Here is a 25,322-nt window from a genome sequence, read left to right on the forward strand (position 1 = left end):
ATAAAAATATGACAAAAACCATCTGACAAACTCAGATGGTTTTGGAAAGCAAATTCAAATGGTCAAAAAAAGCAGGATAGGATACACTGACTGCCTCGTGCTGCATTAATGCCACAGGTTCTTCACAAATAGTGCTGGCAATCGCGAGCATCATGCCGATGCGGTGATCTCCATGGCTGGAAACATTCGTTCCTCCTTTCAGCTTTGTTTTTCCGCGAATGATCATTCCATCGTTTGTAGCTTCAATATCCGCTCCAAGCTTTTTCAGCTCGCCGACAACTGTATCAATTCTATTTGTTTCTTTTACCTTTAATTCTTCGGCGTCTTTAATAACTGTCGTTCCTTCAGCCTGTGTCGCAAGAAGGGCAATGATCGGAATTTCATCAATCAGTCTCGGAATCAGCTCTCCTGAAATTTCGGTTCCTTTTAACTCAGATGTCCTGATCGATATATCAGCCATCGGTTCGGCAGAATCTAATGTAGGTATAATCTCGATCTCTGCACCCATATTTTCTAAAACATCTAAAATCCCTGTTCTTGTTGGGTTAATGCCGACATTTTTCAGCTTGATTGAACTGTCCGGAACAATGGCTCCCGCAACAAGGAAAAAAGCAGCGGAAGAAATGTCACCAGGCACATAAATATTGGCGCCTTTTAATGTTTGTCCTCCCTCTACCGAAACGGTCAAATTTTGTTTTTTCACATGGACGCCAAAGGCTGACAAAAGACGTTCCGTATGATCTCTTGATTGATACGGCTCCTCAACTGTTGTGGTTCCATCTGCTTGAAGACCTGCAAGCAAAATCGATGACTTCACTTGAGCACTCGCTACTGGGGATTTGTAATAAATGCTTTTTAAATTCCCGCCGCGCAAAGACAGCGGGGTAAAAGATCCGTTATTCCGTCCATCAATATGAGCTCCCATTTGTCTTAAAGGAGCTGTTACACGATCCATCGGTCTTTTCGCAATTGACTCATCCCCAATAATGCATGCATGAAAAGGACGTCCCGCTAAAATGCCCAGCATTAATCTTGTCGTGGTGCCTGAGTTCCCAACATTTAAAATGTTGACAGGTTCTTTCAGTCCGGAAAATCCTTTCCCTTCAATTGTTACATTCGTTCCTTCCTGTTTGATCGAAACCCCCATCTCTTTAAAGCATGAAATGGTGCTTAAACAATCCTCTCCAGTTAAAAAGTTTTGAATAGTTGTTTTTCCTTCCGCAATTGCCCCAAACATAACCGCCCTATGGGAGATCGATTTGTCGCCGGGAACTTCAATAGTTCCATTCAGCGAATGTTTTTTTGTCAAAACAAGCCCTTGATTCATATCTGTATCACCCCAACTACAGTATATATGTTTCATAATTCGTGTAGCGATCAATGCATTGTTTCGCCTTCATCCGTTCTTCATCCGACTGAAAGCTGATGCGCAAAACACCAAAAATTTCTTCACGCGTTTCTAAAATTCGAATATTTGTTATGCTAATTTCCTCTTTTGCTAAATAACCGGTAATTTCAGAAATAACCCCCGGATAATCCGGAACATCGACATAAAGGTCATAAAAGGACGGAATAGCTCCTTTTTGCCTTTCAGGCAATCCGTCTCGATATGTCTTCGCTTTTTCAAAATATGTATAAAGCTGTTCTTTATCGAGCTTCTCAATGAATTGTTTAATTTGCTTCATTTCTTGAATCCATTCATCAAACAACTCGATTAATACATCATGGTTGTGAACAATAATATCGCGCCACATAACCGGGTTGCTTGACGCAATTCGGGTAATGTCGCGAAATCCTCCGGCCGCAAGCCGCTTAATAATTGGAAACATTTCTTCTTTCTTTTCTGCCTGATGGACGAGGCTTGCCGCGATTAAATGCGGAAAATGGCTAATGACCCCGGTAATGGAATCGTGTTCTTCAGGTGTCATGACAATAAATTGCGCTTTTGTTCCCTTTAAAAGCTTTTTTAATTGTTCTATTTTTTCCGGACGTTCGTTGCTGCCAGGCGTTAAAATATAAAACGCATTTTCAAATAGATGAGTTTTCGCTGCCGCAACGCCTGATTTATGTGAGCCCGCCATTGGGTGACCGCCAATAAATGTTACTGTTTTCGGCAAAGAAACGCTCGCATGATCGACAATTTTTTTCTTTGTGCTGCCGACATCTGTGATAATGACTCCTTCTTTCAAGCTTAGTTCTCCCAAAAACGTTAAAACGTTCAATGTTTGTTCAACGGGAGTTGAAATAATAATAACGTCCGCTGATTCAGCGCCTTCCTTAATAGATTCTGCTGATTGATCAATGATTCCCAATTTTTTTGCCATTTGCACTTGATCGTTATTTATATCATATCCGACCAATTGAACCGATGGATGCTCTTTCTTAATTGCACGTGAAATCGATCCGCCGATTAAACCAAGACCAATGATAAAAACTTTTTCCACAAAAAACCACCTGTTTCTGCTTTTTGGTAAAAAAAGAGGTGAGCATTCACCTCTTTTAGGAAAGTAGTTCCTTTAAAGTTTGAATCAGTGCTTCATTTTCCTCTTCTGTTCCGACAGTAATTCTCAGCGATGTCGGAAATCCGAGAGCTTTTCCTGAACGGACGATGAATCCTTTTTCAAGGAGCTGTTGAAAAAGCTCATCCGCATCCTTTTGAAAATCTATTAAAATAAAGTTCGTTTGCGAAGGGAAGTACTCAAGACCAAATTGTTCACAAAAATCATAGTATTGTTTGAGCCCTTCCCGGTTCAATTTTTTGCAGGTTTCGATAAAAGTTTGATCGTTTAGCGCTGCAATAGCAGCCTTTTGTCCAAGACGATTTGTATTAAAAGGTTCCCTTGCCGGCTCAATTAAGCGGATGAGTTCTTCATTTCCAATTCCATATCCTACTCGGAGTGCAGCTAGGCCGTATGCTTTTGAGAACGTCCGTAAAATTAATAGATTTGGAAATTGATCCAATAAGGCGACTGAATTTGGATAATCTTCCGCCGTCACATATTCGTAATACGCTTCATCAGATACGACAAGGACATCCTTCGGCACTTTGTTTAAAAAATTAATAAGCTCTTCTTCTCTTATGTAAACTCCTGTAGGGTTATTCGGATTGCATAACCATACAATTTTTGTTTTGGAATCAATAGAGTCTGCCATTTTATCCAAATTGTGCCGCCCATCTACAAGTTCAATTTCACGAATTTCGGCATTTTCGATCACCGCATTATGCCGGTATTGGGAAAATGACGGTGACGCCATTACGGTATTGAAGCCTTCGCTCAAAAGTGAACGTGACAGAATTTGTATAATATTATCTGATCCGTTTCCGAAAATGAGCTGATTTTCTTTTACGCCTACATGCTTTGCCACCTGTTTTCGCAGCTCTGCACTACAGCCGTCAGGATAGATCGCAAGAGATTCAAGCTCCTCTTGTATCGCTTGTTTCACTTTATCAGAACAACCGTACGGGTTTTCGTTTGATGCAAGCTTGATCACCTTTGTTAGACCAAACTGTTCTTTTACTTGTTCAATTGGTTTTCCAGGTTCGTATGGTTTCAGCGACTTTAACTGTTCTTTTACCTCCAACCTTAACACCTCTTTCATCCCCTAATGGAGCAAACCGTGAATAAACCTTTCAAATTCCTGTAACCCGCTCTGTTTTGTATTCGCATTTGTGAGAAGCGGAATAAGCTTTTCAATTTGTTTAACAATCGCACTGCCCACAACGACGCCGTCACTTATTTTGAAAAATTTTTTTACATGCTCATTCGACGAAATGCCAAACCCGACAGCCACCGGAACTTCCGCATACTTCTTTACATGAGAGATAAAATCAGAAACGCGCTCATCAAATGATTGGCGCTCACCCGTCACCCCGAGAGATGAAACACAATATAAAAATCCTGCGGCGTTTTCAGCAATTTTTTTTATTCGATTGTAGGAAGTGGGAGCAACCATAGAGATAAAATAAATCCCATGCTCGTCACATTTTTTTCGCATCCATCCGCTTTCTTCGAACGGGAGATCAGGAATGAGAAGTCCTTCTAATCGATTTTTCTCCATTAAAGTAAAAAAGTATTTTTCTCCTAATTGTAGCACAGGATTGAAATAAGTAAAGAGAATGATCGGAATTTTTAAACCTCTTTCTTTCATTTTATATGCTAATTCCATCGCCTTTTCAATATTCATTCCATTTCTTCTTGCCCGGATGGATGCCTGTTGAATAACGGGGCCGTCAGCAAGCGGGTCCGAATAGGGAACGCCAAGCTCAATGGCTGACGCCCCGCATTTTTCTAAAATAAGGGCGAGATCAATGGTCAACTCTTCATTCGGATCTCCAGCTGTAATAAAAGGAATAAAAAGCTTGTCAAACTGTTGAAACATGCTTTTGTTAGAAACCATTTTCAACTCCCCCTTTCGTTTTCATCAAAGTGTGAACATCTTTATCGCCCCGTCCGGACAAACAAATTAAAATTGACTGTTCATTTGATAAAGTTTTTGCTATTTCAATTCCTTTTGCAACGGCATGAGCAGATTCAATTGCGGCTAATATTCCTTCTGTTTTCGCCAATGTTTCGAGTGCTAGAATCGCCTCTTCATCTGTAACAGATTCATAAACGACACGCCCTATTTTTGCTAAATAAGCATGCTCCGGACCGACACCCGGATAATCGAGGCCGGCAGAAATCGAATAAGGCTCAATAATTTCACCGTATTGATTTTGCAATAAGTACGTCATCGAACCGTGAATAACGCCTTTCGTCCCCTTGGTAATTGTTGCCGCATGTTCACCCGTTTCCACTCCTTTTCCTCCTGCTTCCACTCCAATAAGCTTTACATCTTCTTCTAAAAACGGTGTAAACATCCCGATCGCATTGCTTCCTCCGCCCACACAAGCTATGACAACATCCGGCAGCTTGCCAAACTCGTTGAAAAACTGCTCTTTCGCTTCATCTCCAATGATCCGCTGGAATTCTCTTACCATCATCGGATATGGATGCGGACCGACAGCTGAGCCCATTAAATAAAAATGGTCTTCACAATGCTGAACCCAATATCGGATCGCCTCATTCACAGCGTCTTTTAATGTTTTATTTCCGCTTGTAACAGGCACTACTTCAGCACCTAGCAGCTGCATCCGAAAAACGTTGAGGCGCTGTCTATCGATGTCTTCTTCTCCCATAAATACTTTGCAGTCCATGCCAAATTTCGCAGCGACAGTTGCTGATGCTACACCGTGCTGTCCGGCACCTGTTTCAGCAATAAGCTTCTTTTTTCCCATTCTTTTCGCCAGAAGCGCTTGACCAATGGCATTATTGATCTTATGGGCACCAGTATGGTTGAGATCCTCCCGTTTTAAAAAAATGTTTGCTCCCCCGACATGTTTTGTTAATTGGTCTGCAAATGTTAAAGCGGTCGGTCTGCCGGAATATTTTTGCAGCATTTGATGATATTGCTGTTGAAAAGAAGAATCACTTAATGCATCCTTTAATGCTTCTTCTAATTCATACAACGGCTTCATTAACGTTTCTGGTACATATTTTCCTCCAAATTCTCCAAACCTGCCATATTCATCAGGATATTTCATCAGCCTTTCACCTTCTCTATTAATTTTGCTATTTTTTCGACATCTTTTTTTTCATTTGTTTCAACACCGCTTGCAACATCAATGTTTTCAGCGCCTTTTTCAAGCAGCTCTGTTATGTTTTCAGGTGTAATGCCGCCCGCAATAAAACAAAGCTTCCGGTGATTTTTCGCCCATATTGTATAATCGGACACATTTGACCAGTCAAAAGCAACGCCTGTTCCGCCCCACATTCCTTTCACACGGCTGTCAATCACATATCCATCCACCCAACGCGAAAATTTTTCCATTTCCTCTATCACATGTTCATGATGAGGAAGAGCTTTCCAAACAGAAAGACCGAACTTTTCCTTTACCTGTTTTACAAATTCTTCATCTTCATCGCCATGCAGCTGTATGCAGTCTAATTCGACCGCTGCTAGCACATCCTTTAAAAATTGAATCGTCGGATGAACAAATACGCCTACTAGTTTTGGACGCATTTCTTTTGGAAAAGCTTCCATCCACCTGCCGACATCATTTGCCTTCACCTGCCGTCTGCTTTCAGAGGAAAAGATAAAGCCGATATAATCGGCTCCTTGATTGATGGAAACGGCTGTATCTTCAAATGTGCGGTTGCCGCAAATTTTGACGAGTCTCACTTTACACTCTCCTTAAACAGCTCATAAATTCCTTGTTCCGGATCTTTTTTCCGCATGAGCGCCTCCCCGACAAGCACGCCTTTTGCTCCATATTCATACACCGTTTGCAAATCTGCCATCGTGCTTATGCCGCTTTCACTGATCAATAAAATATCTTTCGGCACATATTTTTGAATCGTTTCCAGATGATGAATATCCGTATGAAAGGTTGTTAAATCCCTGTTGTTCACCCCTAATATATTCGGCACAAATATGTCTAGTATTCTTTCAAGAGTCTCGACAGAATGGACCTCCACCAGCACATCCAGCTCTAAGCTGACCGCTTCATCCCAAAGCTCCTTTAATTTTTTTGGCGGAAGAGCCTCCCCGATTAACAAAATGGCATCCGCTCCGATCCATTTCGATTCATACACTTGCTTTTTATCGATAATAAAATCTTTGCGCAAAACAGGAAGTTTCACCTTTTCTTTAATTTCAGACAAAAATGCGGTTGACCCTTGAAAAAACTTTTGATCGGTTAAAACAGATAAGCAGTCTGCCTTCCCTCTCTCATATTTTTTTGCAATATCGACAGGATCGAAATCTTCACGAATGACACCTTTGGACGGCGATGCCTTCTTCACTTCCGCAATGAGCCCAAGAAAACGGTTCGGGTTTTGAAGAGCATCGAAAAATGATCTTTTTTCGAATGCTTTTTTGTCTAATTGCGTCAAATCAAGTTCTTTCACTTCTTGTTCTTTAACTCTTATGATCGTATCAAGCATAGCTCTCTTCCTTTCGGATGGCCAATCTCCTCAATTGCTGATAGGCGGTCCCGTCTTTTATGGCTGTTAAAGCCATCTGTACCCCATCAGAAATGTTTTTTGCTTTTCCTGCTACGTAAAGAGCTGCAGCCGAATTTAATGCTACAATGTTCTTCACGCTTTCATTTCCTTTATTTTTCAGTACTTCCTCTATCATTTTAGCACTTTCTTTCGCATCTGAGACTTGTATTTCTTCAAGCTTCCCTCGATTCATTCCAAATTGTTCCGGAGAAATCGTATATTTTGTTATGTTCCCATCTTTTAGTTCTACGACATCCGTTTCATCACTGATCGAAATTTCATCTAATCCGTCCCTTCCTGATACTAACAGCACATGCTCTGAACGGAAATGTTTTAATGTTTCAGCCATTTTCTCCGCATGCTCCAATGATGAAACGCCAAGCACTTGTCGTTTTGTATTGGCCGGATTAGCCAGCGGCCCGAGCAAATTAAAAATCGTTCGGAATCCCACTTCTTTTCTTGCTTTGGCAACATGCTTCATCGATGAATGATAGAGAGGAGCAAACAAGAAGCTCATATTCGTTTCTTCCAGGCTTCTTCTTGCTTCTTCAGGCGTTGTTTGGATTGGGATGTTTAAACATTCGAGCACATCAGCGCTGCCGCTTCTTGAAGAAACAGCGCGGTTTCCGTGTTTTGCGACTTTCACTCCCAACGATGAAGCAACAATGGCAGATGCGGTTGAAATGTTAAAAGTTGATGCTCCATCTCCGCCCGTTCCGCAAGTATCAACTGCATTTTCAAATCCTTCAAGCTGAGTCATATTTTCCTTCATCGCTTTCACAAATCCCGTCATCTCTTCGACCGTTTCGCCGCGAAATCGTAAAATAGTGATGAGACTGGCAATTTGACTGTCCGGAACCTTTCCTTCCATGATTTTTTTCATAATATCTTCTGCTTCAGATGCTGAAAGAGTCTCACCATTAATGCACTTCTCCAATATATGCTTCATGCCCTCTTCCTCCCTTTTTCTAAAAACAATTGTTCTGCTAATTCGATCGTTTGAATGAGCGCACTCGCTTTGTTTCTTGTTTCTTCCCATTCTTTTAAAGGAACAGAATCGGCAACGATCCCAGCCCCCGCCTGGACATATGCCTTCTGATTGCTCAGCGTGATCGTCCGAATTGTGATGCATGAATCAATGCTTCCATCGAAGCTGATGTATGCAACAGTCCCCGCATAGCTCCCCCTGGCAGTCGGCTCCAGCTCATGAATAATTTCCATCGCGCGTATTTTTGGGGCGCCTGAAACGGTTCCGGCAGGAAAAGCCGAAATTAACGCATCAATCGGATGAATGCTTTTTCTCAATTTTCCTCTCACTTTTGAAATGAGATGGATAACATGTGAAAAATAAGCTGCATCCAGAAGTACAGGTGTTTTGACCGTCCCGTATTCAGCAACTCGGCCGATATCATTTCTTGCTAAATCAACAAGCATATAATGCTCCGCTAGTTCTTTTTCATCCTGCAGCAATTGGCGAACGAGTCTTCTATCTTCTTCCTTTGTTTTGCCCCGCTTTCTCGTGCCGGCAATAGGATGAATTTCAACATAATCGTCGCGAACATGAATCAATCTTTCCGGTGAACTGCCGATAAGCTCTTGGTTTGATAGTTTTATATAAAATAAATAAGGGGAAGGATTGATAATTCTTAAAATTCGATATAATTGCAGACCGGTTACCGATACTTGTTTTTCAAAGCGCTGCGAAAGAACTCCTTGAAATATATCGCCAGAACGAATATATTCCTTCATTTTTTCAACATGATGCAAAAATTGTTCTTTTGTATAATTCGATTCAAATCCGGCGAAAGAAACCGGTTCTTTGTTTGACGGGATGAAAATATTTCCTTCCGGCTTGACGTTTTTTAATTCATTGCGATATTGAAAAATGCGTTCCTTTCCCGCCTCAAATATTTGCTTCAGCTCTTGCTCGCTTTCGTTTCCTTCTAGCTCTCTATAATGAATAAATGTCAGCAGTTTTTCCTTGTGGCTATATGCAATGACCGTTTGGCAAATGACCAGTTCACATACAGAATGGGTTCTGTCAGCATGACGATGAGCTGGAATCTTTTCAAATAGGCTGACCGCATCATAATCGATTTTTCCGACAGCTCCGCCTGAAAACGGCACATCGATCGCCACTTTTTTTACATTGAAGCTTACCGTCATTCTATGAAACAATGCTGATAACGAAACATCTTTGTCCATGACCATCTGTTTTCGATTTTGCAGCTGGAACGTTCCATTTTCTTCCTTGATCAAATACATCGGATCAAGACCGATAAACGAGTAGTTGGACCAGTTCGACTCGCTGTCATTGCTTTCTAAAATATAACAAGCATCGGTTTGCAGCGTTTGAAATATTTGGATAGGTGTCAGCATATCGACATGATATTGCTCGATAATGGGAACCGTCTTATATTTGCGGCAATCCTGCAAAAAATCTTGAAAGGTTGTTGCCATTGAAGTACTCACTCCTCCAAAGTATTTGGAGAATGAGTCATAGAGGATCGTTTTTGAGGGATGAAATTGATAATAAAAATGCCCAAAAACATTACGTTTTTGGGCAGTCGATCAATCTATCTTCCTAAACCACTCATCTATTACTTCCTCGACTCATTCTCAACTACCCTTAACTAAACTCAGCTCATTTCAGGTCATATAAAAACTTTCTTATTCGCCATATTATCGGATACAGCATTATTTGTCAACAAGATCCGGTCGTAAAATTTTTGCCTTCTCTAAATAAACATGGCAAATATCGTTTTGGGCGGCTTCTGTATTAATATGCATCATCACCCTTACGCATTTCTCAAGGGCGCCTTCAACGGCTATTTCCTGCATGCATGTCACAGGAACATATTTCCAGCCTTCAATATTTCTTAATGCTTTTGCAGGGAAGCAGGCATTTAAATCATTTGTCGCCGAAATAAACACGGAAGCTACTTGTTCAGGGTCAATGTTGTTTAATCGAATCATCTCCCTTAAGAGCCTCTCCGTGCTTTCTACAATCTGTTCTTCATTATTTTCCGAAACGGTGATGGCCCCTCTAACACCTCTTATCAAACGCATCCCTCCGTTCTCCACTCATTAAGAAATGAATATAATGTATGCGTGTCAAACGTCTTAAGTACCGGATTGCCGATATCCTCGAGAAGCACAAAACGAATCTGGCTATGTACCGTTTTTTTGTCTTTTTTCATTCGTTCGAGAAGCGATTCGGTTTGAATGGTTTCATCGATTTTGACAGGAAAGCCGATTTCGTTAAACCAATTTTTGATCGATTTATATTGAAAATCTTTGCGGAATATCTTTTCACTCAGCCATAGAGCAAACAGCATGCCGCATGCAACGGCATCTCCGTGGGAAATCTTCCCGTAACCTAACTCCGCTTCGAGCGCATGGCCGAGAGTATGACCGAAGTTTAAAAACGCCCTTTTTCCTGTTTCTCTTTCATCTTCAGCGACAATTTCTGCTTTCACTTCAATTCCCTTTCGTATAAACCATTGCAGCTGTTCGCTTGTTACATGATTCAACGAATGGATCGTTTTCATTAAATTTTCAACAAATGAACGATCATTGATGAAGCCGTGCTTCACCACTTCCGCAAATCCTGAGCGGATTTCTAGAAGAGGCAGTGTTTTTAAAAACTGTGTATCATAAATAATGGCATGAGGCTGATGAAAAGCCCCGATCATATTTTTTCCGAGCGGATGGTTAATGGCCACCTTTCCCCCGACAGCACTGTCATGAGCCAAAAGGGTCGTCGGCACTTGAATGAACGGAATTCCTCTCATAAATGTTGCAGCTACAAAGCCTGCTAAATCACCCACTACTCCGCCGCCAAAAGCAATGATTACGGATTCTCTGTCCAGATTGTTTTCTAAAGCAAAGGTCAAGCATTTATAGTACGTTTCAAATGATTTAGACTGTTCGCCGCTCGGAACAACACATGTCAATACGTCCAAATCAAATGCTTTTAATACCGACTCTAATTTTCCGCCATACAGATCCTTGACTGTTTGATCAGTAATGATCAAAATTTTCGAAGGATTATTGCAAACAGACAGAAGCCATTCTCCGACATTATCGATAATTCCGTCTCCTAAAAAAACTGGATACGGGCGACTTTTCGTTTGAATCATCATCTGTTCCATTAAAATTCCCTCGCATATTGTTTCATACGTTCGATATTTTCCCGAATTAGGTCAATGCGATCAAGACCAAACTGTTCAACGATCGCTTTGGCTACTTCCCATGCAACAACTGCCTCCGCCACAACACTTGCAGCCGGGACTGCGCAGCTGTCCGATCGTTCAATGCTCGCCAAAAAAGGCTCTTTCGTATCAATGTCAACGCTTTGCAAAGGTTTGTACAGTGTTGGAATTGGCTTCATGACTCCTCTGACGACGATGGGCATGCCGGTCGTCATGCCGCCCTCAAAGCCTCCCAGATTGTTTGTTTTGCGATAGTATCCTTTCTCTTCGCTCCAAAGGATTTCATCATGAACTTCGCTGCCAAAACTCCGTCCCGCTTCAAATCCCAAGCCGAACTCAACCCCTTTAAACGCGTTGATGCTTACGATCGCTTGCGCTATTTTGGCATCCAGCTTTTTGTCCCAATGAACATAGCTGCCGACACCAGGCGGCATTCCTTCAACAATCACCTCAACGATGCCGCCGATGGAATCACCCTTTTCTTTTGCTTCGTCGATCGCCTTCATCATTTGCTGAGCCGCATTTTCATCTAAACAACGCACAGGTGAGTTCTCTGTCTTTTCCTTCAACTCAGCAAGCGTCGAATAGTCCAATTTTTGCGCACGGACACCGCCAATTTCAATGACATGTCCTGCCACTTGAATGCCGAGTTCAGACAAAATTTTCTTCGCAACAGCTCCTGCTGCCACCCTGACAGTTGTTTCCCGGGCAGAAGAGCGTTCAAGCACGTTGCGCATATCACGATGTCCGTATTTGATCGCCCCGACTAAGTCGGCATGGCCTGGGCGAGGTCTCGTAATTTTTCGTTTCATTTCCGCTTTCTCCGATTCGGAAATCGGCTCTGCCCCCATAATTTTCGTCCAATGGGCAAAGTCTTTATTTTCTACAACTAGCGCTATTGGTGATCCTAGCGTTTCGCCATGGCGCACTCCGCCTAGTATTTGCACCTGGTCTTTTTCGATTTGCATTCTTCGACCGCGGCCATAGCCTTTCTGTCTTCTTGCAAGCTCAATATTGATGTCTTCTTTCGTTAGAGGAAGCCCTGCCGGAACTCCTTCTATAATCGTCGTTAATTGCGGGCCGTGAGATTCCCCTGCTGTCAAATATCTCATACTAGCAAACTCCTTCCCATAACACTTTAACGCTTTTATGCTTTTATGCTTTTACGTAACTATACCATAAGATTTTTTGTTTGAATAGAAAGATCTTTGCTATTGCTACAATCGTGTATAAAAAAACGTTTCGATCGTTTTTAATCCATATTTTTCCGGAGTGAAAATTTGCTCTGTGCTGCCAACAAATAAAATCCCGTTTCGTCTAAGCGAGTTGCTGAATTTTTCATAAAGCTCTTTTTTCGCAGACTCAGTAAAATAAATGAGGACGTTTCGGCATACGATCAAATCAAAATCTGTTTCAAAGCGGTCTGACAGCAAATTATGCTTTCTAAAAGTAACCGAGCGTTTAATGTCTTCTTTTACATGATAGAAAGAGCCTTCTTGCTGAAAATAATTAGTTTTATATTCAAGAGGTACTTCTTTTAGCGATCTTTCCGGATAAATTCCAATTTGTGCTGTTTTAATCGCTTGTTCATCTATATCTGTGGCTAATATATATGAGTCTTTCAATAGCGAATTTTGTGCTAAAATCATCGCAATTGTGTAAGGTTCTTCTCCCGTTGAGCAGGCAGCGCTCCAAACCTTTATATGTTTTTTACCATTCAGCAAACGCGGAAGCAATTTTTTTTCAAGGATGTTCCAGCGCTGATAGTTGCGAAAAAATTCAGAAACATTAATCGTCATCCGATCTAAAAACAGATTGTATAAACATTTATCCTTTTCCATCGCTAAAAAAAACTCGTGAAAGGATTGAAAGCCTTTTTTTTCATACAATGATTTTAATCTTCTTTTCATTTGAGTCTCTTTATATAACGACAGGTCAATCCCACTTTTTCTTTTTATCTTTTCGATAAATGCAACATAGTCCTTATCTGTCACTTTCCGATCTTCCCCCGAATGTAATGTAGAAAACCCTAATCAAACCATTGTTTGATTAGGGTCAGATGTTAATAGATCCATGCATCAATTTCACGGTCATATTCTACAAGCTCTTCAGCTTTAAAAAACAATTGAATTTCCCGCTCAGCGCTTTCAGGTGAATCAGAACCGTGAATTACATTCTTCCCTACTGTTAAACCAAAATCGCCGCGAATTGTTCCAGAAAGGGCATCCTTTGGATTGGTTTTTCCCATCATTTGACGGGCAATTTCGATTGCATTTTCGCCTTCCCAAACCATTGCAAAAACCGGTCCTGAAGTGATGAATTGAACGAGTTCATTGAAAAAAGGCTTTTCTTTATGTTCTCCATAATGCTGCTGGGCCAATTCTTCAGAGATTTTCATTAATTTTGCACCGATAAGCTTCAGCCCTTTTTGCTCAAATCTTGAAACGATTTGTCCAATCAGCTGCCGTTGTACACCATCAGGCTTTACCATTAAAAACGTCTTTTCCATCAACACATCCACCTCGAAAATTTCTTTATGTATAAGTACAAAATCCACAAGAAAATAGTATCATTATTAAAGCGGTTACGCAAACTAAAATTTCCTTTTTCCAATATATTTGGCAATATTGTATAGCGAAGTTCGCGCTTTCCCGTGCTTGAGGCCTTCCAATTGATGAAAGCTCTTCTGCAAATAGCGGTTACTAATATTCATCGACTGTTCGATTGCTCTTGATTTTTTAATTTCATAAATAATCGGCTTGATTTCTTCAGCAGTTGTTTGATTATTGATTTTGACAATTTTTTTTCTTAATTCTTCATTTTGCATGGCAAACAAAACAGGAAGGGTAATGTTTCCTTGAAGTAAATCGCTCCCAACTGGTTTTCCAAGCTCTTCTTCCGTAGAGGTAAAATCTAAAAGATCGTCAATAATTTGATACGAAATTCCAACATAATAACCGTACAAATACAGCTTTTTACAAACGGATTCTGGAGCGCCGGAGGCAAGAGCGCCCAATTGGCAGCTGACAGCAATTAATAAAGCTGTTTTTCTTTTAATTCGTTTGACATACGTCCGATAAGACTGATCAAAATTGTATTTATCGTTGATTTGTTCGATTTCTCCTAAACAGAGTTCAACAAGAGCTTTCGAAAGAACTCGGTGAATAAGCGGCTCGTCCAGCTCTGTTATGATTTCAAGAGCCCGTGCGAATAAGTAATCTCCAACATACATGGCAATGCGATTGTCCCATTTTGCATTAACTGTTGGTTTTCCTCTTCGCAGCTCAGCATTGTCGATGACGTCATCGTGTACCAATGAGGCGCTGTGAATCAGCTCTAAAGCGACGGCAACCGGTTTCATACGGTCAATGTTATAATCTCCGAACATTCCTGACAACAATACAAAAACAGGGCGAATCCGTTTTCCCCCTGCTTGAAGAAGATGAATCCCGGCTTCACGTATTAACGGATCTTTTGTTTGTACGGAAGACAGCAATTCATTTTCAATCACTTCAAGGTCTTTTGTTAAAAAGGAATAGAATGATTTTAACTTCATTTATTTCACCTTTGTTTCCAATTTCGGTTTATAACCTAAGTGCATTGCTGCAACACCGCCTGTAAATGGCTTCACTTCTACATTTATAAAACCAGTTTGCTCGAACATTTTTTTCAGCTCTTTCATGCCAGGAAATTGACGCGCGGACTCCTGCAGCCAAGAATATTCTTCATAGCTTTTAGCAAATATCTTGCCGAATAAAGGCATGATAAAGCGAAAATAAAAATAGTAAAGCTGTTTGAAGCCAATCAAGGTCGGCTGTGATGTCTCCAAACAAACTACCATTCCTCCGGGTTTCAATACGCGGTACATTTCCGATAGAACCTGCATATAATCAGGAACATTTCTGAGGCCAAACCCGATGGTCACATAATCAAACTCGTTTTCAGGAAACGGCAAATCCATCGCATTGCCGTGAATAAATGAAATATTGGAAAATTGTCTTTCCTTTGCCTTTTCCTCACCGATGCTTAACATATTTTGGCTAAAATCAAGTCCTATGACCTTTCCGTTTTGCCCGACTGCTTCCCCGAGCGCAAGCGTCCAGTCCCCCGTTCCGCAGCAAACATCGAGTGCGTAGGAACCTTTTTTCACATTCATTCTCCGCATCGTTTCTTTTCGCCATGCAATATGACGATTAAAGCTGATCACAGAATTCATCCGGTCATAATTTTTATAAATTTTTTCAAATACGCGGTGCACACGTTCTTCTTTCGATTGCTGCATTTTTTAACCTTCCTCCACTATCATATGCGAAAACCGTAATACATGAATTCGGTTCATAATAAATTGTTTTACGGCAGGCGAATATTTCAGACTTTTTTCCAACAGTTTATTAATTTCCCAGAAATAATGATTGCAGCATTCTATGAAAGTTCCAACTAAATCAATCGGGCTTTTAGATTTCTTTTGAAATTGTGTTAAAACGGACTGGCTATTTTTATCGTATTTATGTTTTTCTTCACATAAACGTTTATATGTTAAATATGTTTTGGAAATTTCCGGCCACGTCTCAATTTGAAAATGCTCTCCGATCCGTTGAAATAACGCGGTTTCCACAATGACGATGCTTTCGACTATTGCTTCAATCGACTGGCAGCTTCGGTCGTAAAGACGAATTTTATGCTCATTAATTTCTTTAATCGCGGTTGCAAGCGCACGAACCATTTTCAAGTCTTGAATTTCAGAAAGAATAAAATAATATAGTCCGCTGAAATAATCACCTGCAATGACATTTAATTGTCTTTCAACAAAAAGCTTCTTATTTTCACATTCCGTTGTCGTTACTAAATCATGGGTATCAAGGGCTGATTGAACAAGCATGGCGGTCACAACATATTTTTCCTTCTTTTCATCTGCTATTTCCGCTTCTTCAAAAAGCGCGTAAAACAATAGCAGCTTGTCTTCATCAATTACAGGCTTTTGAATATATTGTTTAAACACAGGATGTGAAAAATATTGGTCTAGCGAACGTTTTATTTGCTCCAGCTTTTGATAGATTTCCATCATTATCACCCTTGTCCCCCATATATCTCTATACTAACATTTACAAATTTTATTATATCATAACCACATTTTTTCATTAGGCTTTGTCGAAAAAGTAAAAGCAGAAATCCTGCTTATTTTCTCTCGCCGCTCTCAATCTCTCCATAGCTTGTTTGAATAAGCGCCTTGCCGCGAATTTTAATGGCAGAAGTGTGTTCCGTAAATTGAGCAATCATTACTTCTCCTTTATCAAGCTTTTCGGAATGGTGGAACCTAGTATCGGAACCTCTTGTCAAACCAATCACATTGACGCCATCTTCAATTGCTTTAATAACCACATAATCATTTTGATTCGGATTCATCTATCAACACCTACCGTTTATTTTTTTATTAATGACAGCACTTCGCTTCTTGCCGCAGCATCATTCAAAAAACATCCTCTGACTGCTGACGTTACAGTGATTGATCCAGGCTTTTTCACTCCGCGCATTGTCATGCACATATGCTCCGCTTCAACAACAACCATCACACCGTGAGGATCCAATGATTCGACTATGCTGTCGGCAATCGTTGATGTAATCCGTTCTTGCAGCTGTGGTTTTTTTACAACCGCTTCAACAGCGCGGGCTAGTTTGCTTAGTCCAGTCACTTTGCCGCCTTTTGGTATGTATGCAATATGTACTTTACCGAAAAAAGGAACTAGATGGTGTTCGCACATTGAAAAAAATTGAATATCCTTTACTAAAACAAGCTCTTCATGATCCTCTTCAAATACGGTTTGAAAATATTCTTTAGGATCCTGATTTATACCTGAAAAAATTTCCTCATACATATTGGCAACCCGCTTAGGTGTATCAGCCAATCCTTCCCTATTAGGATCCTCCCCTATAGCTTCTATAATTAAACGTACTGCCTGTTCTATTTGCTCTTTATTAATTTTTGGCATACTCGGCTCCTCCTATTGTCATTCATTCATACCGATTCTAGCACAATTAATGAAAAAAAAGCAAAATGAAGCTTCCTTTCCCGCAAATAGAACAGAAATCTTTTCAATAAAACCTTTGAACAATCTCGCCTAAATAGGAAAAGCCCCAAAAAGGGGCTTATTCTGTGAAGAAATGCAGCGAGCATATGTAGTCGCTACTCATTTCTTAATTGTGTGCGTTCATTTCATTACTTGCCAGCAACTGCATCTTTAAGAGCTTTGCCTGGTTTAAACGCAGGCACTTTGCTTGCCGGAATTTCAATTTCTTCACCAGTTTGAGGATTGCGACCTTTGCGCGCTGAACGCTCACGCACTTCAAAGTTTCCAAAACCGATGAGTTGAACTTTGTCACCTTTTTTCAAAGATTCTAAAATTGTATCGAAAACAGCATCTACAGCTTTCGTTGCATCTTTTTTGGATAATTCGCTAGCTTCTGCTACAGCGTTGATTAATTCTGTTTTGTTCATTTAATGTTTCACCTCCTCCCAAAAAAGTTTCATGAAAATCCAGCTATTATACATTTCTTCACAGCTTTTAAGAATTCTATACATGCAACAACAAGAAGTTGGTGACTAGCTTATCATAAATGAAACAATATTTCATTTCAACAGTTTTTCATTTTCAAATTGGTTGCAAAGGATGATTCATCCTTATGAGAGAAGAATTTCTGTAAAAAGATTATCATAACAATAATGGCAGAATCAAGCACATTTCTATTAATTTCAGTCATTTTTCAGTTGCTTTGGCAAAAAGTTCGCCAAAACAATAGAGGGAGACTGCATAAGCAGTCAACCCTTCCATCATTTAAAAACGCAGCTCCCACATATTTCCGTTTTCAAAGCGCCGAATTTTTTTTCTTTTCGTATGTTTAAAATCCCGGCTGCCGCATGTTTTTTTACGATCGCTGCGATGGCTTCTTCTCCGGCTGCTGCATGTTTTTTTATGGCCCCTGCGATGGCTTCTTCTCCGGCTGCCGCATGTTTTTTTATGGCCCCTGCGATGGCTTCTTTTCCGGCTGCCGCATGTTTTTTTATAGCCGCTGTGATGGCTTCTTCTCCGGCTGCCGCATGTTTTTTTATGGCCCCTGCGATGGCTTCTTCTCCGGCTGTCGCATGTTTTTTTATGGTCGCTGCGATGGCTTCTTCTCCGGCTGTCGCATGTTTTTTTATGGTCGCTGCGATGGCTTCTTTTCCGGCTGCCGCATGTTTTTTTATGGTCGCTGCGATGGCTTCTTCTCCGGCTGCCGCATGTTTTTTTATGGTCGCTGCGATGGCTTCTTCTCCGGCTGCCGCATGTTTTATCCGATCTTCTTCTTCCTTCAGGTTCTTGGAAATAAAAATGTTTCAACCCTTTTTCTTCCCCACTATGAAATGCTTCTTTAATGACTTTTTCGGAAATCACTATTCTGCCTCCCTTTTTATTTTGTATAGCATATGAATCTTCACACTAACTCGTTTGGACTTTTAAATCGTTTAAAAAAATGTGCGTTTGCCATCAGTGGCAAGTTTTATCCACATTCATACTATTTAAATGAAAAACAGTGAAAAGAGGGATCAAATGGAAAAACACTTGGAGAAAATTTCCTTATACATTCATCCGAAAGATTTGCTTTTTTTACAAAAAAATAAATGGGATGAAGACGGAGTTCCCGGCATGGTTTATTTAGGGAAGAAAAAAATCGATGCGGATATAATGTATCGTGGCTCTCATACTAGGAAAGCGAAAAAAAAATCTTTTTTTATAAAATATTACCGTCCTTCAAAATACAATAACGAAAAGGAATTTCATTTAAATGCGGAATATTTTGATCCTTCATTGATTCGCAATAAGCTTTCTTTTTATTTTTTTGACCGCATAGGAGTATTCGTTCCCGAAACAAAATTCGTCCTTTTATCGATCAATGGAATCCATCAAGGTATTTATTTACGCCTTGAATCCGTCAATGAAGATTTTTTAGCAAAAAGAAAACTGCCTAAAGGTCCAATTTTTTATGCAATAGATGGTGATGCGAATTTTTCATTATACAGCGATTTAGACCAAAAGGTAAAAAAAAGCTTATCACAAGGATATGAGTTAAAATACGGGGAAAATGATGATTTTAGTAAGCTCGAACAATTTATTTATTTTGTTAATACAAGCACTTCGTCCCAATTTTCTGAAGAAATCGAACAATATTTAAACGTGGAGCAATATTTAAAATGGCTGACAGGTGTCATTTGCACACAAAATTACGATGGTTTTGTTCACAATTACGCACTTTACTTACATGGAGAAACAAGCCGTTTTCATATTATTCCCTGGGATTACGACGCGACATGGGGAATTGATGTCAACGGAGAAAAAATGCGACATGACTATGTTCGGGTAGAAGGATTTAACACTTTAACGGCAAGGCTGCTAGACGTCCAAAAGTATAAAAAACTTTACCAACAACTTTTATATGACACTATACAACATCAATTTACGGTAAAAAATTTGAAAGATGCTGTATACGGTTATTATGAACAAGTGAAAAAGTTTATTAGCAAAGATCCTTTTTTCCAATATACCCTTGACGAATTTGATCAACAGCCTTCACAAATTCTCGATTTTATCTCAAAAAGAAATCAATTTATCGCTTCACATTTAATGTTTTAGCAAGTTGAAGAACGCAAATAGGCGATCGCTTATTTTTCATGAATTGGGTAAATGTTCTGTTGCTTTCTCCCATTTTGAACGTATAAATACATTATAAATGACCTGTATGGTTGAATGCCAAGGGAGGTTAATGAAAATGACTGCAACTGGAGAAAAATTTTATCAATATGTAAAGTCGCTTGTTGGAAAAATGATTAAGGTGAATAGAGGCGGTCCTGAAAGCAAAAGCGGTTTACTGCTTGAAGTAAAAACTGATTATTTGGCCCTCTATTTATTCGAATCAAACAATGTTGTTTACTACCAATTGAAACACATTAAAAGCATTACGGAAAATTCTAAGACAAATTCCAAACCTTTTCGACTGGAAAATGTTGAACAAAACGCTTCGAAAAGCGATAGCTTCCGCCGCCTAATGAAATTATTTCAATACGAATACCTTCAAATTAACCAAGGCGGCCCTGAAGCAATGAGCGGGAAGTTATTAGATGTAACAAATCATTATGCCGTTCTCTACAAAGATGATCGGGTGATCTATGTCAATTTTGAGCATATTAAAAGCTTCTCATTAAACAAAAGCGAAAACGCTGAAGAAAAGGAAACCGTCCGCTATTTGAAAGTAAAAACATTTGATGAAATACTCAATTATTTTATTCATAAATGGGTTTCCATCAATTGGGGAGGACCGGAAGCGCTCGAAGGTGTTCTGTCATACAACGGAAATGGGACATTCATTTTAATTAACAAAGAAGAAGTCATTCGAATTCAGCCGTTCCACGTTCGAAGCATTTTTGAAGGTTCCCGCGATCAGAAAAAAAATGAGAACAAACAAACTGAAAAAAAAGATCGATCCGATCGTGATAAAAGAACTTCTATGGAAAGAGATTCTAAAAGCGGGCAAAGCACGTCCGAGATTGAGCACAAAAACACTTACTCACACTCAGAACGTCATGAAAGAACAGATGATCTTGATAGAAGGACTGAAAAAAAATACCGGTCAACGCCAAATGAAAGCAGAAGAGCTTCGAATGCCTATATAGAAAGAGCAGAGATACAGTTGCGATCAATGCCGCATCTTGAAAAAGTAGTCAAAACTGTCCACTATCGTTGGAAAGGCTAGCTAGCGTCTCTGCCATCAAATTCCCCCTCTGTTTTTGTTTCTGTTGTTTCAAAGAAAGGAGGCATTGAAGTTTTGAGATTTTCCGAACTTATTGACGAACAAGTAAAAGCAGAAATAAGCGGCAAAAACGAAGTTATCGGAATTTTAGTTGACGAAGGATTAGATGTGATCGTACTTTATATTGGTTATAAATATATATATATTCCTCTTCTACATTTACACAGTTTGGAAAAATATGATGACGAAAATCCGATTAAATACGATCAAAAAACGATTAAACCAATGATTATTGAGGATGATTCCATTTCATACCGAAAAATATTAATAAATGCTAAAGGAATGTTTGTTGAAACATATGTAACTGGAAATAAAGCTTTACACGGTTATATTACATCTGTCTTAACTGACTATTTTGTTTTTTATTCCCCCGTGTTTAAATATGTTTTAGTGTCTTTTCACCATTTAAAATGGCTCATTCCATATCCAAACACAACAACGCCTTACTCGTTAAACGAACATGAATTGCCAGTGGTGCCCGCCATGATCACCGTTAACCGCACCTTTGAAGAACAATTAAAAAAATTCATCAACAAACTAGTAGTATTTGATCTTGGGGAAAAACAAGAAAAAATCGGAGTGTTAAAGTCTGTTCAGCAAAACTTCGTCGAATTGGTAACAGCTGAAGGCCACACGGTGTTTTTAAAAATTTCCCATATTAAAACAGTGCACGTTCCGTAAACGTTTCCGCCTGCTTAATTACGTTTCGCCTAAACCATTGCTTCAATTTATAAAAAAAATGGGGTGAATCGCACCCCATTTTTTAACATTATACAAACAAAAGCTTGATCCAATAGTATAAACAGAACATCGTAAATATTAATGTTGGCGGAATGACAACAAATGTTACTTTCACATATTTTGCCCAGCCGATTTTCATTCCGTTCTCTTTTAAAATGTGCATCCATAAGAGCGTCGCCAACGTACCGATCGGAAGCAGCAATGAGCCGATATCACTGCCGATGATGCTTGCTAAATAAGCTGTTTTTAACGTGATTTCGTCCAATCCGAAATTTGTAAGCACCATTGAACCGATCATTAATGCCGGGTGATTATTAAAGATATTGGATAAAACAGTGATCAGCCCGCCCATCCAAAAAATTCCGCTTGCTACATCTGTCATCAACGGCTTTAACAGCTGAAGGAAAAAAGTAACTAACCCGATATTTTTCAAGCCATAAACGATGATGTACATGGAAAAAGCAAACAGAAATACTGACCATGGTGCTTTCATTAAAACATCGATTGGACTTAAACGAAGCTTATACCACCGTACCGTTAATAAAACGATTGAACCAAACAGAGCCACAAGCCCTATCGAGATTTCGAAAAAGGAAGCGACAAACAGACTGATTCGAACAACGATCACAAACATCAACATTTTCATCATCATACTTGTCTTCTCTTTAAAAACTTTTGGCAACAATTTAGGCTTCAAAGGATGATACGATTGGATGAAAAAGTTCTCATCTTTTGGCACGTTTATCACCCTTTTTGGAATGTCTTTATAAAAAACGAAAAAGAGCAAACTGACCATTAACAACAACCCGGTTACAGTAGGTGCGAAAATCATTGCCGTATGCATGTATAAATCCATTCCTACAATCTTTAATGCGATCAGATTTACAATGTTGCTGACACCAATTGGCGCGCTTGAAGCGGTGGCAACCAGCGCTCCACTTAGAAGGTACGGAATTTTTTCGTGATGTTTTAAACGAAGGTGATGAAGAAGTAGCAGTAAAATAGGAGTCGTAATTAAAATGCTTCCGTCATTATTAAATATGACAGTCATGAAAAAACATAGAAGATTCGTATACCAAAACAATCGGATTCCAGATCCGTTAGCTTTAAATGCCAAATGATGAGCACACCATTCGAAAAAACGAAAGCTTTCCAAAACGATTGCCATGACAATCGTTGCGATAATCGTAACAGAAGCTTCTGTTACATTTAAAGCAATTTCCGACAATTCTTGAAAGCTAATTCCCCCAACGAATAATATGATAAGTGCCCCAATTGTTGCTGGAAATGCTTCATTTACTCCGCGGGGGCGCCAAAAAATCAAGATCATCGTTATGAAAAACACGAATAAAATCACTAAATCGCGGTCAACTAGCAAACTATTTCCCTTCTTCCTTACCGTCAGATTCTTTTTAAATATCCACCATGGTTTCTATCACTCCTCATCACCTGTACTATATAAATATGTGTCTAACAATATCTCTGCTATCTATCAACAACCCATTTTCTATTAAATCCGCAAAAAACTATCAACTATTATCTCGGCAAGATTGTTGTCATATCATGATTTTAGTCGAAAAAAAGACGGAATCATTTACGCTAATGCAATATGTTTTCTATACAATTTAACTGCACAGAAGACAAATCAATTCACTTGTCGGTTTTTTTGCTAAGTTGTTTAACCTTTTTAAAAAAATGATGTGTCTTTTCAAAGGCCGGAAAACGCAGGGCAGAACTTCTTGTCAAAAAAAAAAAAAAAAAAAAAAAAAAACAGGGCTCACTCGTTTGCCCCTTGTGAAAAAAACAACGGCCAAAAAACCGTTGTTTTTGACCTTTTGATCTTTTATAATATGATTGCTATGAGCCCGCCTGACCCCTCGTTGATGATTCTTTCCAATGTTTCTTTTAATTTGTAGCGCGCATTTTCAGGCATCAACGACAATTTTGCCTGTATTCCTTCTCTGACGATCGAGCTTAAGCTTCTTCCGAATATATCGGAATTCCATATGGACAAAGGATTTTCTTCAAAATCTTGCATTAAATAACGCACAAGCTCTTCACTTTGTTTTTCTGTGCCAATGATCGGTGCAAATTCAGATTCAACATCTACTTTAATCATATGAATGGAAGGTGCGACTGCTTTGAGCCGGACGCCGAATCTCGATCCTTGGCGGATAATTTCCGGTTCATCCAGACTCATATCTGATAAAGCCGGTGCTGCTATGCCGTAACCTGTCTGTTTTACCATTTTTAAAGCATCGGCTACTTGATCGTATTCCGCCTTAGCGTGTGCAAAATTTTGCATGAGCTCAAGCAGATGATCCTTCCCGCGTATTTCAACACCGACAACTTCTTTTAAAATTTGATCGTACAGCTCATCCGGCGCAAACAAATCGATCTCCGCAATCCCTTGGCCCATTTGAATACCAGCTAGTCCAGCCCGCTCAATAAAATCATACTCACTGAACTGCTGGACAACTTGATTGACATCACGCAGACGTTTGATATCTTTTACTGTTTCCTTCACCGTTTCTTGATAGCTCGTGCGAAGCCAATGATCTTCTCTCAGCACCATCACCCAGCTGGGCAAATTCACATTGACTTCCAAGACAGGAAATTCGAAAAGCGCTTCTCTCAATACATTCGTTACATCAATTTCCCTCATGCTTTCCACGCTCATAGCAAGAACTGGAATATCATATTTTTCATTTAATTCTTTTCTTAAAGCCTCCGTATCCGGATGATGAGGATGCACAGAATTAATAATCATAATAAATGGTTTTCCGACTTCTTTTAACTCTTCAATTACTCGTTCTTCCGCTTCTACGTAATCTTTTCTAGGAATTTCGCCGATTGAACCGTCTGTTGTGACGACTACACCGATTGTTGAGTGGTCTTGAATAACCTTGCGGGTGCCAATTTCCGCTGCTTCATGAAACGGGATCGGCTCCTCATACCATGGAGTGTTGATCATTCTCGGCCCATTTTCATCTTCGTATCCCTTTGCACCAGGCACTGTATATCCTACGCAATCTACTAATCTTATATTGACATCAAGGCCTTCATCAACATGGACGGTGACCGCTTGATTCGGGACAAACTTTGGCTCCGTTGTCATAATGGTTTTGCCTGCTGCGCTCTGAGGGAGCTCATCTTGAGCACGTGCTTTATCCGCTTCATTTTCAATATTGGGAAGAACAACTAATTCCATAAACTTTTTTATGAATGTTGATTTACCGGTTCTAACTGCACCAACGACCCCTAGATAAATATCGCCGCCAGTTCGCTCTGCAATGTCTTTGAAAATATCTACCTTTTCCAAGTGATTCCCTCCCGACTTTCAAGTCTTATAACATCCATACATTTACAATTCTTTAGTCATTACATATTTATGATGTTGTCCTATCTAGTTATGACTGTAAAAAAAGAATTTCTTCCAAAAAGAAAAGAACCTTTCTCTTAAATTGTATTCTTAAGAAAAAGG

Annotated in this window: 26 protein-coding genes; 4 read left to right on the plus strand and 22 right to left on the minus strand. The window is 39.7% G+C overall.

Features of this window, described 5'->3' with window-relative positions; genetic code table 11:
• Nucleotides 1-31: 31 nt before the first annotated feature.
• The 20 genes from aroA to hbs all read right to left on the minus strand — a co-directional run bounded on the left by aroA (nt 32) and on the right by hbs (nt 17,753).
• Nucleotides 32-1,327: a 3-phosphoshikimate 1-carboxyvinyltransferase gene (aroA, locus tag NSQ41_RS11920; RefSeq protein ID WP_339210016.1), complete on the minus strand. Its 1,296-nt coding sequence runs from the start codon at nt 1,325-1,327 to the stop codon at nt 32-34.
• Nucleotides 1,328-1,343: 16 nt separating this feature from the next.
• Nucleotides 1,344-2,444 carry a prephenate dehydrogenase gene (locus NSQ41_RS11925; protein ID WP_339210017.1) on the minus strand — a complete coding sequence of 367 codons (1,101 nt, stop codon included), beginning with the start codon at nt 2,442-2,444 and terminating at the stop codon, nt 1,344-1,346.
• Between the two features lie 55 nt (nt 2,445-2,499).
• Nucleotides 2,500-3,582 carry a histidinol-phosphate transaminase gene (hisC, locus tag NSQ41_RS11930; protein WP_339211624.1) on the minus strand — a complete coding sequence of 361 codons (1,083 nt, stop codon included), beginning with the start codon at nt 3,580-3,582 and terminating at the stop codon, nt 2,500-2,502.
• Between the two features lie 21 nt (nt 3,583-3,603).
• Entirely contained in the window at nt 3,604-4,380 is a 777-nt protein-coding gene (trpA, locus tag NSQ41_RS11935; RefSeq protein ID WP_066251991.1) for a tryptophan synthase subunit alpha, read from the minus strand.
• 7 nt (nt 4,381-4,387) lie between these two features.
• Nucleotides 4,388-5,587 (minus strand): tryptophan synthase subunit beta, encoded by a 1,200-nt coding sequence (gene trpB, locus NSQ41_RS11940; RefSeq protein ID WP_339211626.1) that lies wholly within the window; start codon nt 5,585-5,587, stop codon nt 4,388-4,390.
• A complete protein-coding gene (locus NSQ41_RS11945; RefSeq protein ID WP_339210018.1) occupies nt 5,584-6,222 on the minus strand; it encodes a phosphoribosylanthranilate isomerase in 639 nt (212 codons plus the stop codon). The genes trpB and NSQ41_RS11945 overlap by 4 nt, the downstream gene beginning before the upstream one ends.
• Nucleotides 6,219-6,986, minus strand: a complete 768-nt coding sequence (gene trpC, locus NSQ41_RS11950; RefSeq protein WP_339196711.1) for an indole-3-glycerol phosphate synthase TrpC — start codon at nt 6,984-6,986, stop codon at nt 6,219-6,221. The genes NSQ41_RS11945 and trpC overlap by 4 nt, the downstream gene beginning before the upstream one ends.
• Nucleotides 6,979-7,995, minus strand: a complete 1,017-nt coding sequence (gene trpD, locus NSQ41_RS11955) for an anthranilate phosphoribosyltransferase (protein ID WP_144598138.1) — start codon at nt 7,993-7,995, stop codon at nt 6,979-6,981. Before trpD ends, trpC begins: the two co-directional genes overlap by 8 nt.
• Entirely contained in the window at nt 7,992-9,506 is a 1,515-nt protein-coding gene (gene trpE, locus NSQ41_RS11960) for an anthranilate synthase component I (RefSeq protein ID WP_339210019.1), read from the minus strand. Before trpE ends, trpD begins: the two co-directional genes overlap by 4 nt.
• A 237-nt stretch (nt 9,507-9,743) precedes the next feature.
• A complete protein-coding gene (gene aroH, locus NSQ41_RS11965) occupies nt 9,744-10,109 on the minus strand; it encodes a chorismate mutase (RefSeq protein ID WP_339211628.1) in 366 nt (121 codons plus the stop codon).
• Entirely contained in the window at nt 10,106-11,200 is a 1,095-nt protein-coding gene (gene aroB, locus NSQ41_RS11970) for a 3-dehydroquinate synthase (protein ID WP_063388582.1), read from the minus strand. Before aroB ends, aroH begins: the two co-directional genes overlap by 4 nt.
• The gene (gene aroC / locus NSQ41_RS11975; protein WP_063388583.1) at nt 11,200-12,372 is read right to left on the minus strand and encodes a chorismate synthase; all 1,173 of its coding nucleotides are present in this window, start codon (nt 12,370-12,372) and stop codon (nt 11,200-11,202) included. The genes aroB and aroC overlap by 1 nt, the downstream gene beginning before the upstream one ends.
• 105 nt (nt 12,373-12,477) lie before the next feature.
• The gene (locus NSQ41_RS11980) at nt 12,478-13,254 is read right to left on the minus strand and encodes a protein-glutamate O-methyltransferase CheR (RefSeq protein ID WP_063388584.1); all 777 of its coding nucleotides are present in this window, start codon (nt 13,252-13,254) and stop codon (nt 12,478-12,480) included.
• A 68-nt stretch (nt 13,255-13,322) separates the two neighbouring features.
• Entirely contained in the window at nt 13,323-13,769 is a 447-nt protein-coding gene (ndk, locus tag NSQ41_RS11985) for a nucleoside-diphosphate kinase (protein ID WP_063388585.1), read from the minus strand.
• An 84-nt stretch (nt 13,770-13,853) separates the two neighbouring features.
• Entirely contained in the window at nt 13,854-14,816 is a 963-nt protein-coding gene (gene hepT, locus NSQ41_RS11990; RefSeq protein ID WP_117016818.1) for a heptaprenyl diphosphate synthase component II, read from the minus strand.
• Nucleotides 14,817-15,542: a demethylmenaquinone methyltransferase gene (locus NSQ41_RS11995; RefSeq protein WP_063388587.1), complete on the minus strand. Its 726-nt coding sequence runs from the start codon at nt 15,540-15,542 to the stop codon at nt 14,817-14,819. It abuts the gene before it with no gap.
• 3 nt (nt 15,543-15,545) lie between these two features.
• The gene (locus NSQ41_RS12000) at nt 15,546-16,322 is read right to left on the minus strand and encodes a heptaprenyl diphosphate synthase component 1 (RefSeq protein WP_235600459.1); all 777 of its coding nucleotides are present in this window, start codon (nt 16,320-16,322) and stop codon (nt 15,546-15,548) included.
• Between the two features lie 113 nt (nt 16,323-16,435).
• Entirely contained in the window at nt 16,436-16,663 is a 228-nt protein-coding gene (mtrB, locus tag NSQ41_RS12005; protein WP_063388589.1) for a trp RNA-binding attenuation protein MtrB, read from the minus strand.
• A gap of 17 nt (nt 16,664-16,680) precedes the next feature.
• Nucleotides 16,681-17,247 (minus strand): GTP cyclohydrolase I FolE, encoded by a 567-nt coding sequence (gene folE / locus NSQ41_RS12010; RefSeq protein WP_066251953.1) that lies wholly within the window; start codon nt 17,245-17,247, stop codon nt 16,681-16,683.
• A 227-nt stretch (nt 17,248-17,474) separates the two neighbouring features.
• Entirely contained in the window at nt 17,475-17,753 is a 279-nt protein-coding gene (gene hbs / locus NSQ41_RS12015) for a non-specific DNA-binding protein Hbs (RefSeq protein ID WP_063388591.1), read from the minus strand.
• A 420-nt stretch (nt 17,754-18,173) separates the two neighbouring features.
• Here hbs and NSQ41_RS12020 point away from each other — a divergent pair, with 420 nt between their 5' ends.
• The 4 genes from NSQ41_RS12020 (at nt 18,174) to NSQ41_RS12035 (ending at nt 21,778) form a co-directional block, all read left to right on the plus strand.
• Nucleotides 18,174-18,668, plus strand: a complete 495-nt coding sequence (locus NSQ41_RS12020; RefSeq protein WP_339210020.1) for a hypothetical protein — start codon at nt 18,174-18,176, stop codon at nt 18,666-18,668.
• Between the two features lie 175 nt (nt 18,669-18,843).
• Nucleotides 18,844-19,923: a CotH kinase family protein gene (locus NSQ41_RS12025; protein ID WP_339196730.1), complete on the plus strand. Its 1,080-nt coding sequence runs from the start codon at nt 18,844-18,846 to the stop codon at nt 19,921-19,923.
• A gap of 136 nt (nt 19,924-20,059) precedes the next feature.
• A complete protein-coding gene (locus NSQ41_RS12030; protein WP_339210021.1) occupies nt 20,060-21,040 on the plus strand; it encodes a hypothetical protein in 981 nt (326 codons plus the stop codon).
• Nucleotides 21,041-21,103: 63 nt separating this feature from the next.
• The gene (locus NSQ41_RS12035; protein WP_339211630.1) at nt 21,104-21,778 is read left to right on the plus strand and encodes a DUF2642 domain-containing protein; all 675 of its coding nucleotides are present in this window, start codon (nt 21,104-21,106) and stop codon (nt 21,776-21,778) included.
• Between the two features lie 88 nt (nt 21,779-21,866).
• Here NSQ41_RS12035 and NSQ41_RS12040 read toward each other — a convergent pair whose 3' ends face one another.
• Nucleotides 21,867-23,168, minus strand: coding sequence for an arsenic transporter (locus NSQ41_RS12040; RefSeq protein WP_339200025.1), 1,302 nt, complete (start codon nt 23,166-23,168; stop codon nt 21,867-21,869).
• A gap of 513 nt (nt 23,169-23,681) precedes the next feature.
• Nucleotides 23,682-25,160 carry a stage IV sporulation protein A gene (gene spoIVA, locus NSQ41_RS12045; RefSeq protein WP_063388595.1) on the minus strand — a complete coding sequence of 493 codons (1,479 nt, stop codon included), beginning with the start codon at nt 25,158-25,160 and terminating at the stop codon, nt 23,682-23,684.
• Between the last annotated feature and the right edge of the window lie 162 nt (nt 25,161-25,322).

Source organism: Aeribacillus sp. FSL K6-8210, assembly GCF_037963925.1.
Classification (GTDB): Bacteria; Bacillota; Bacilli; order Bacillales; family Aeribacillaceae; genus Aeribacillus; species Aeribacillus composti.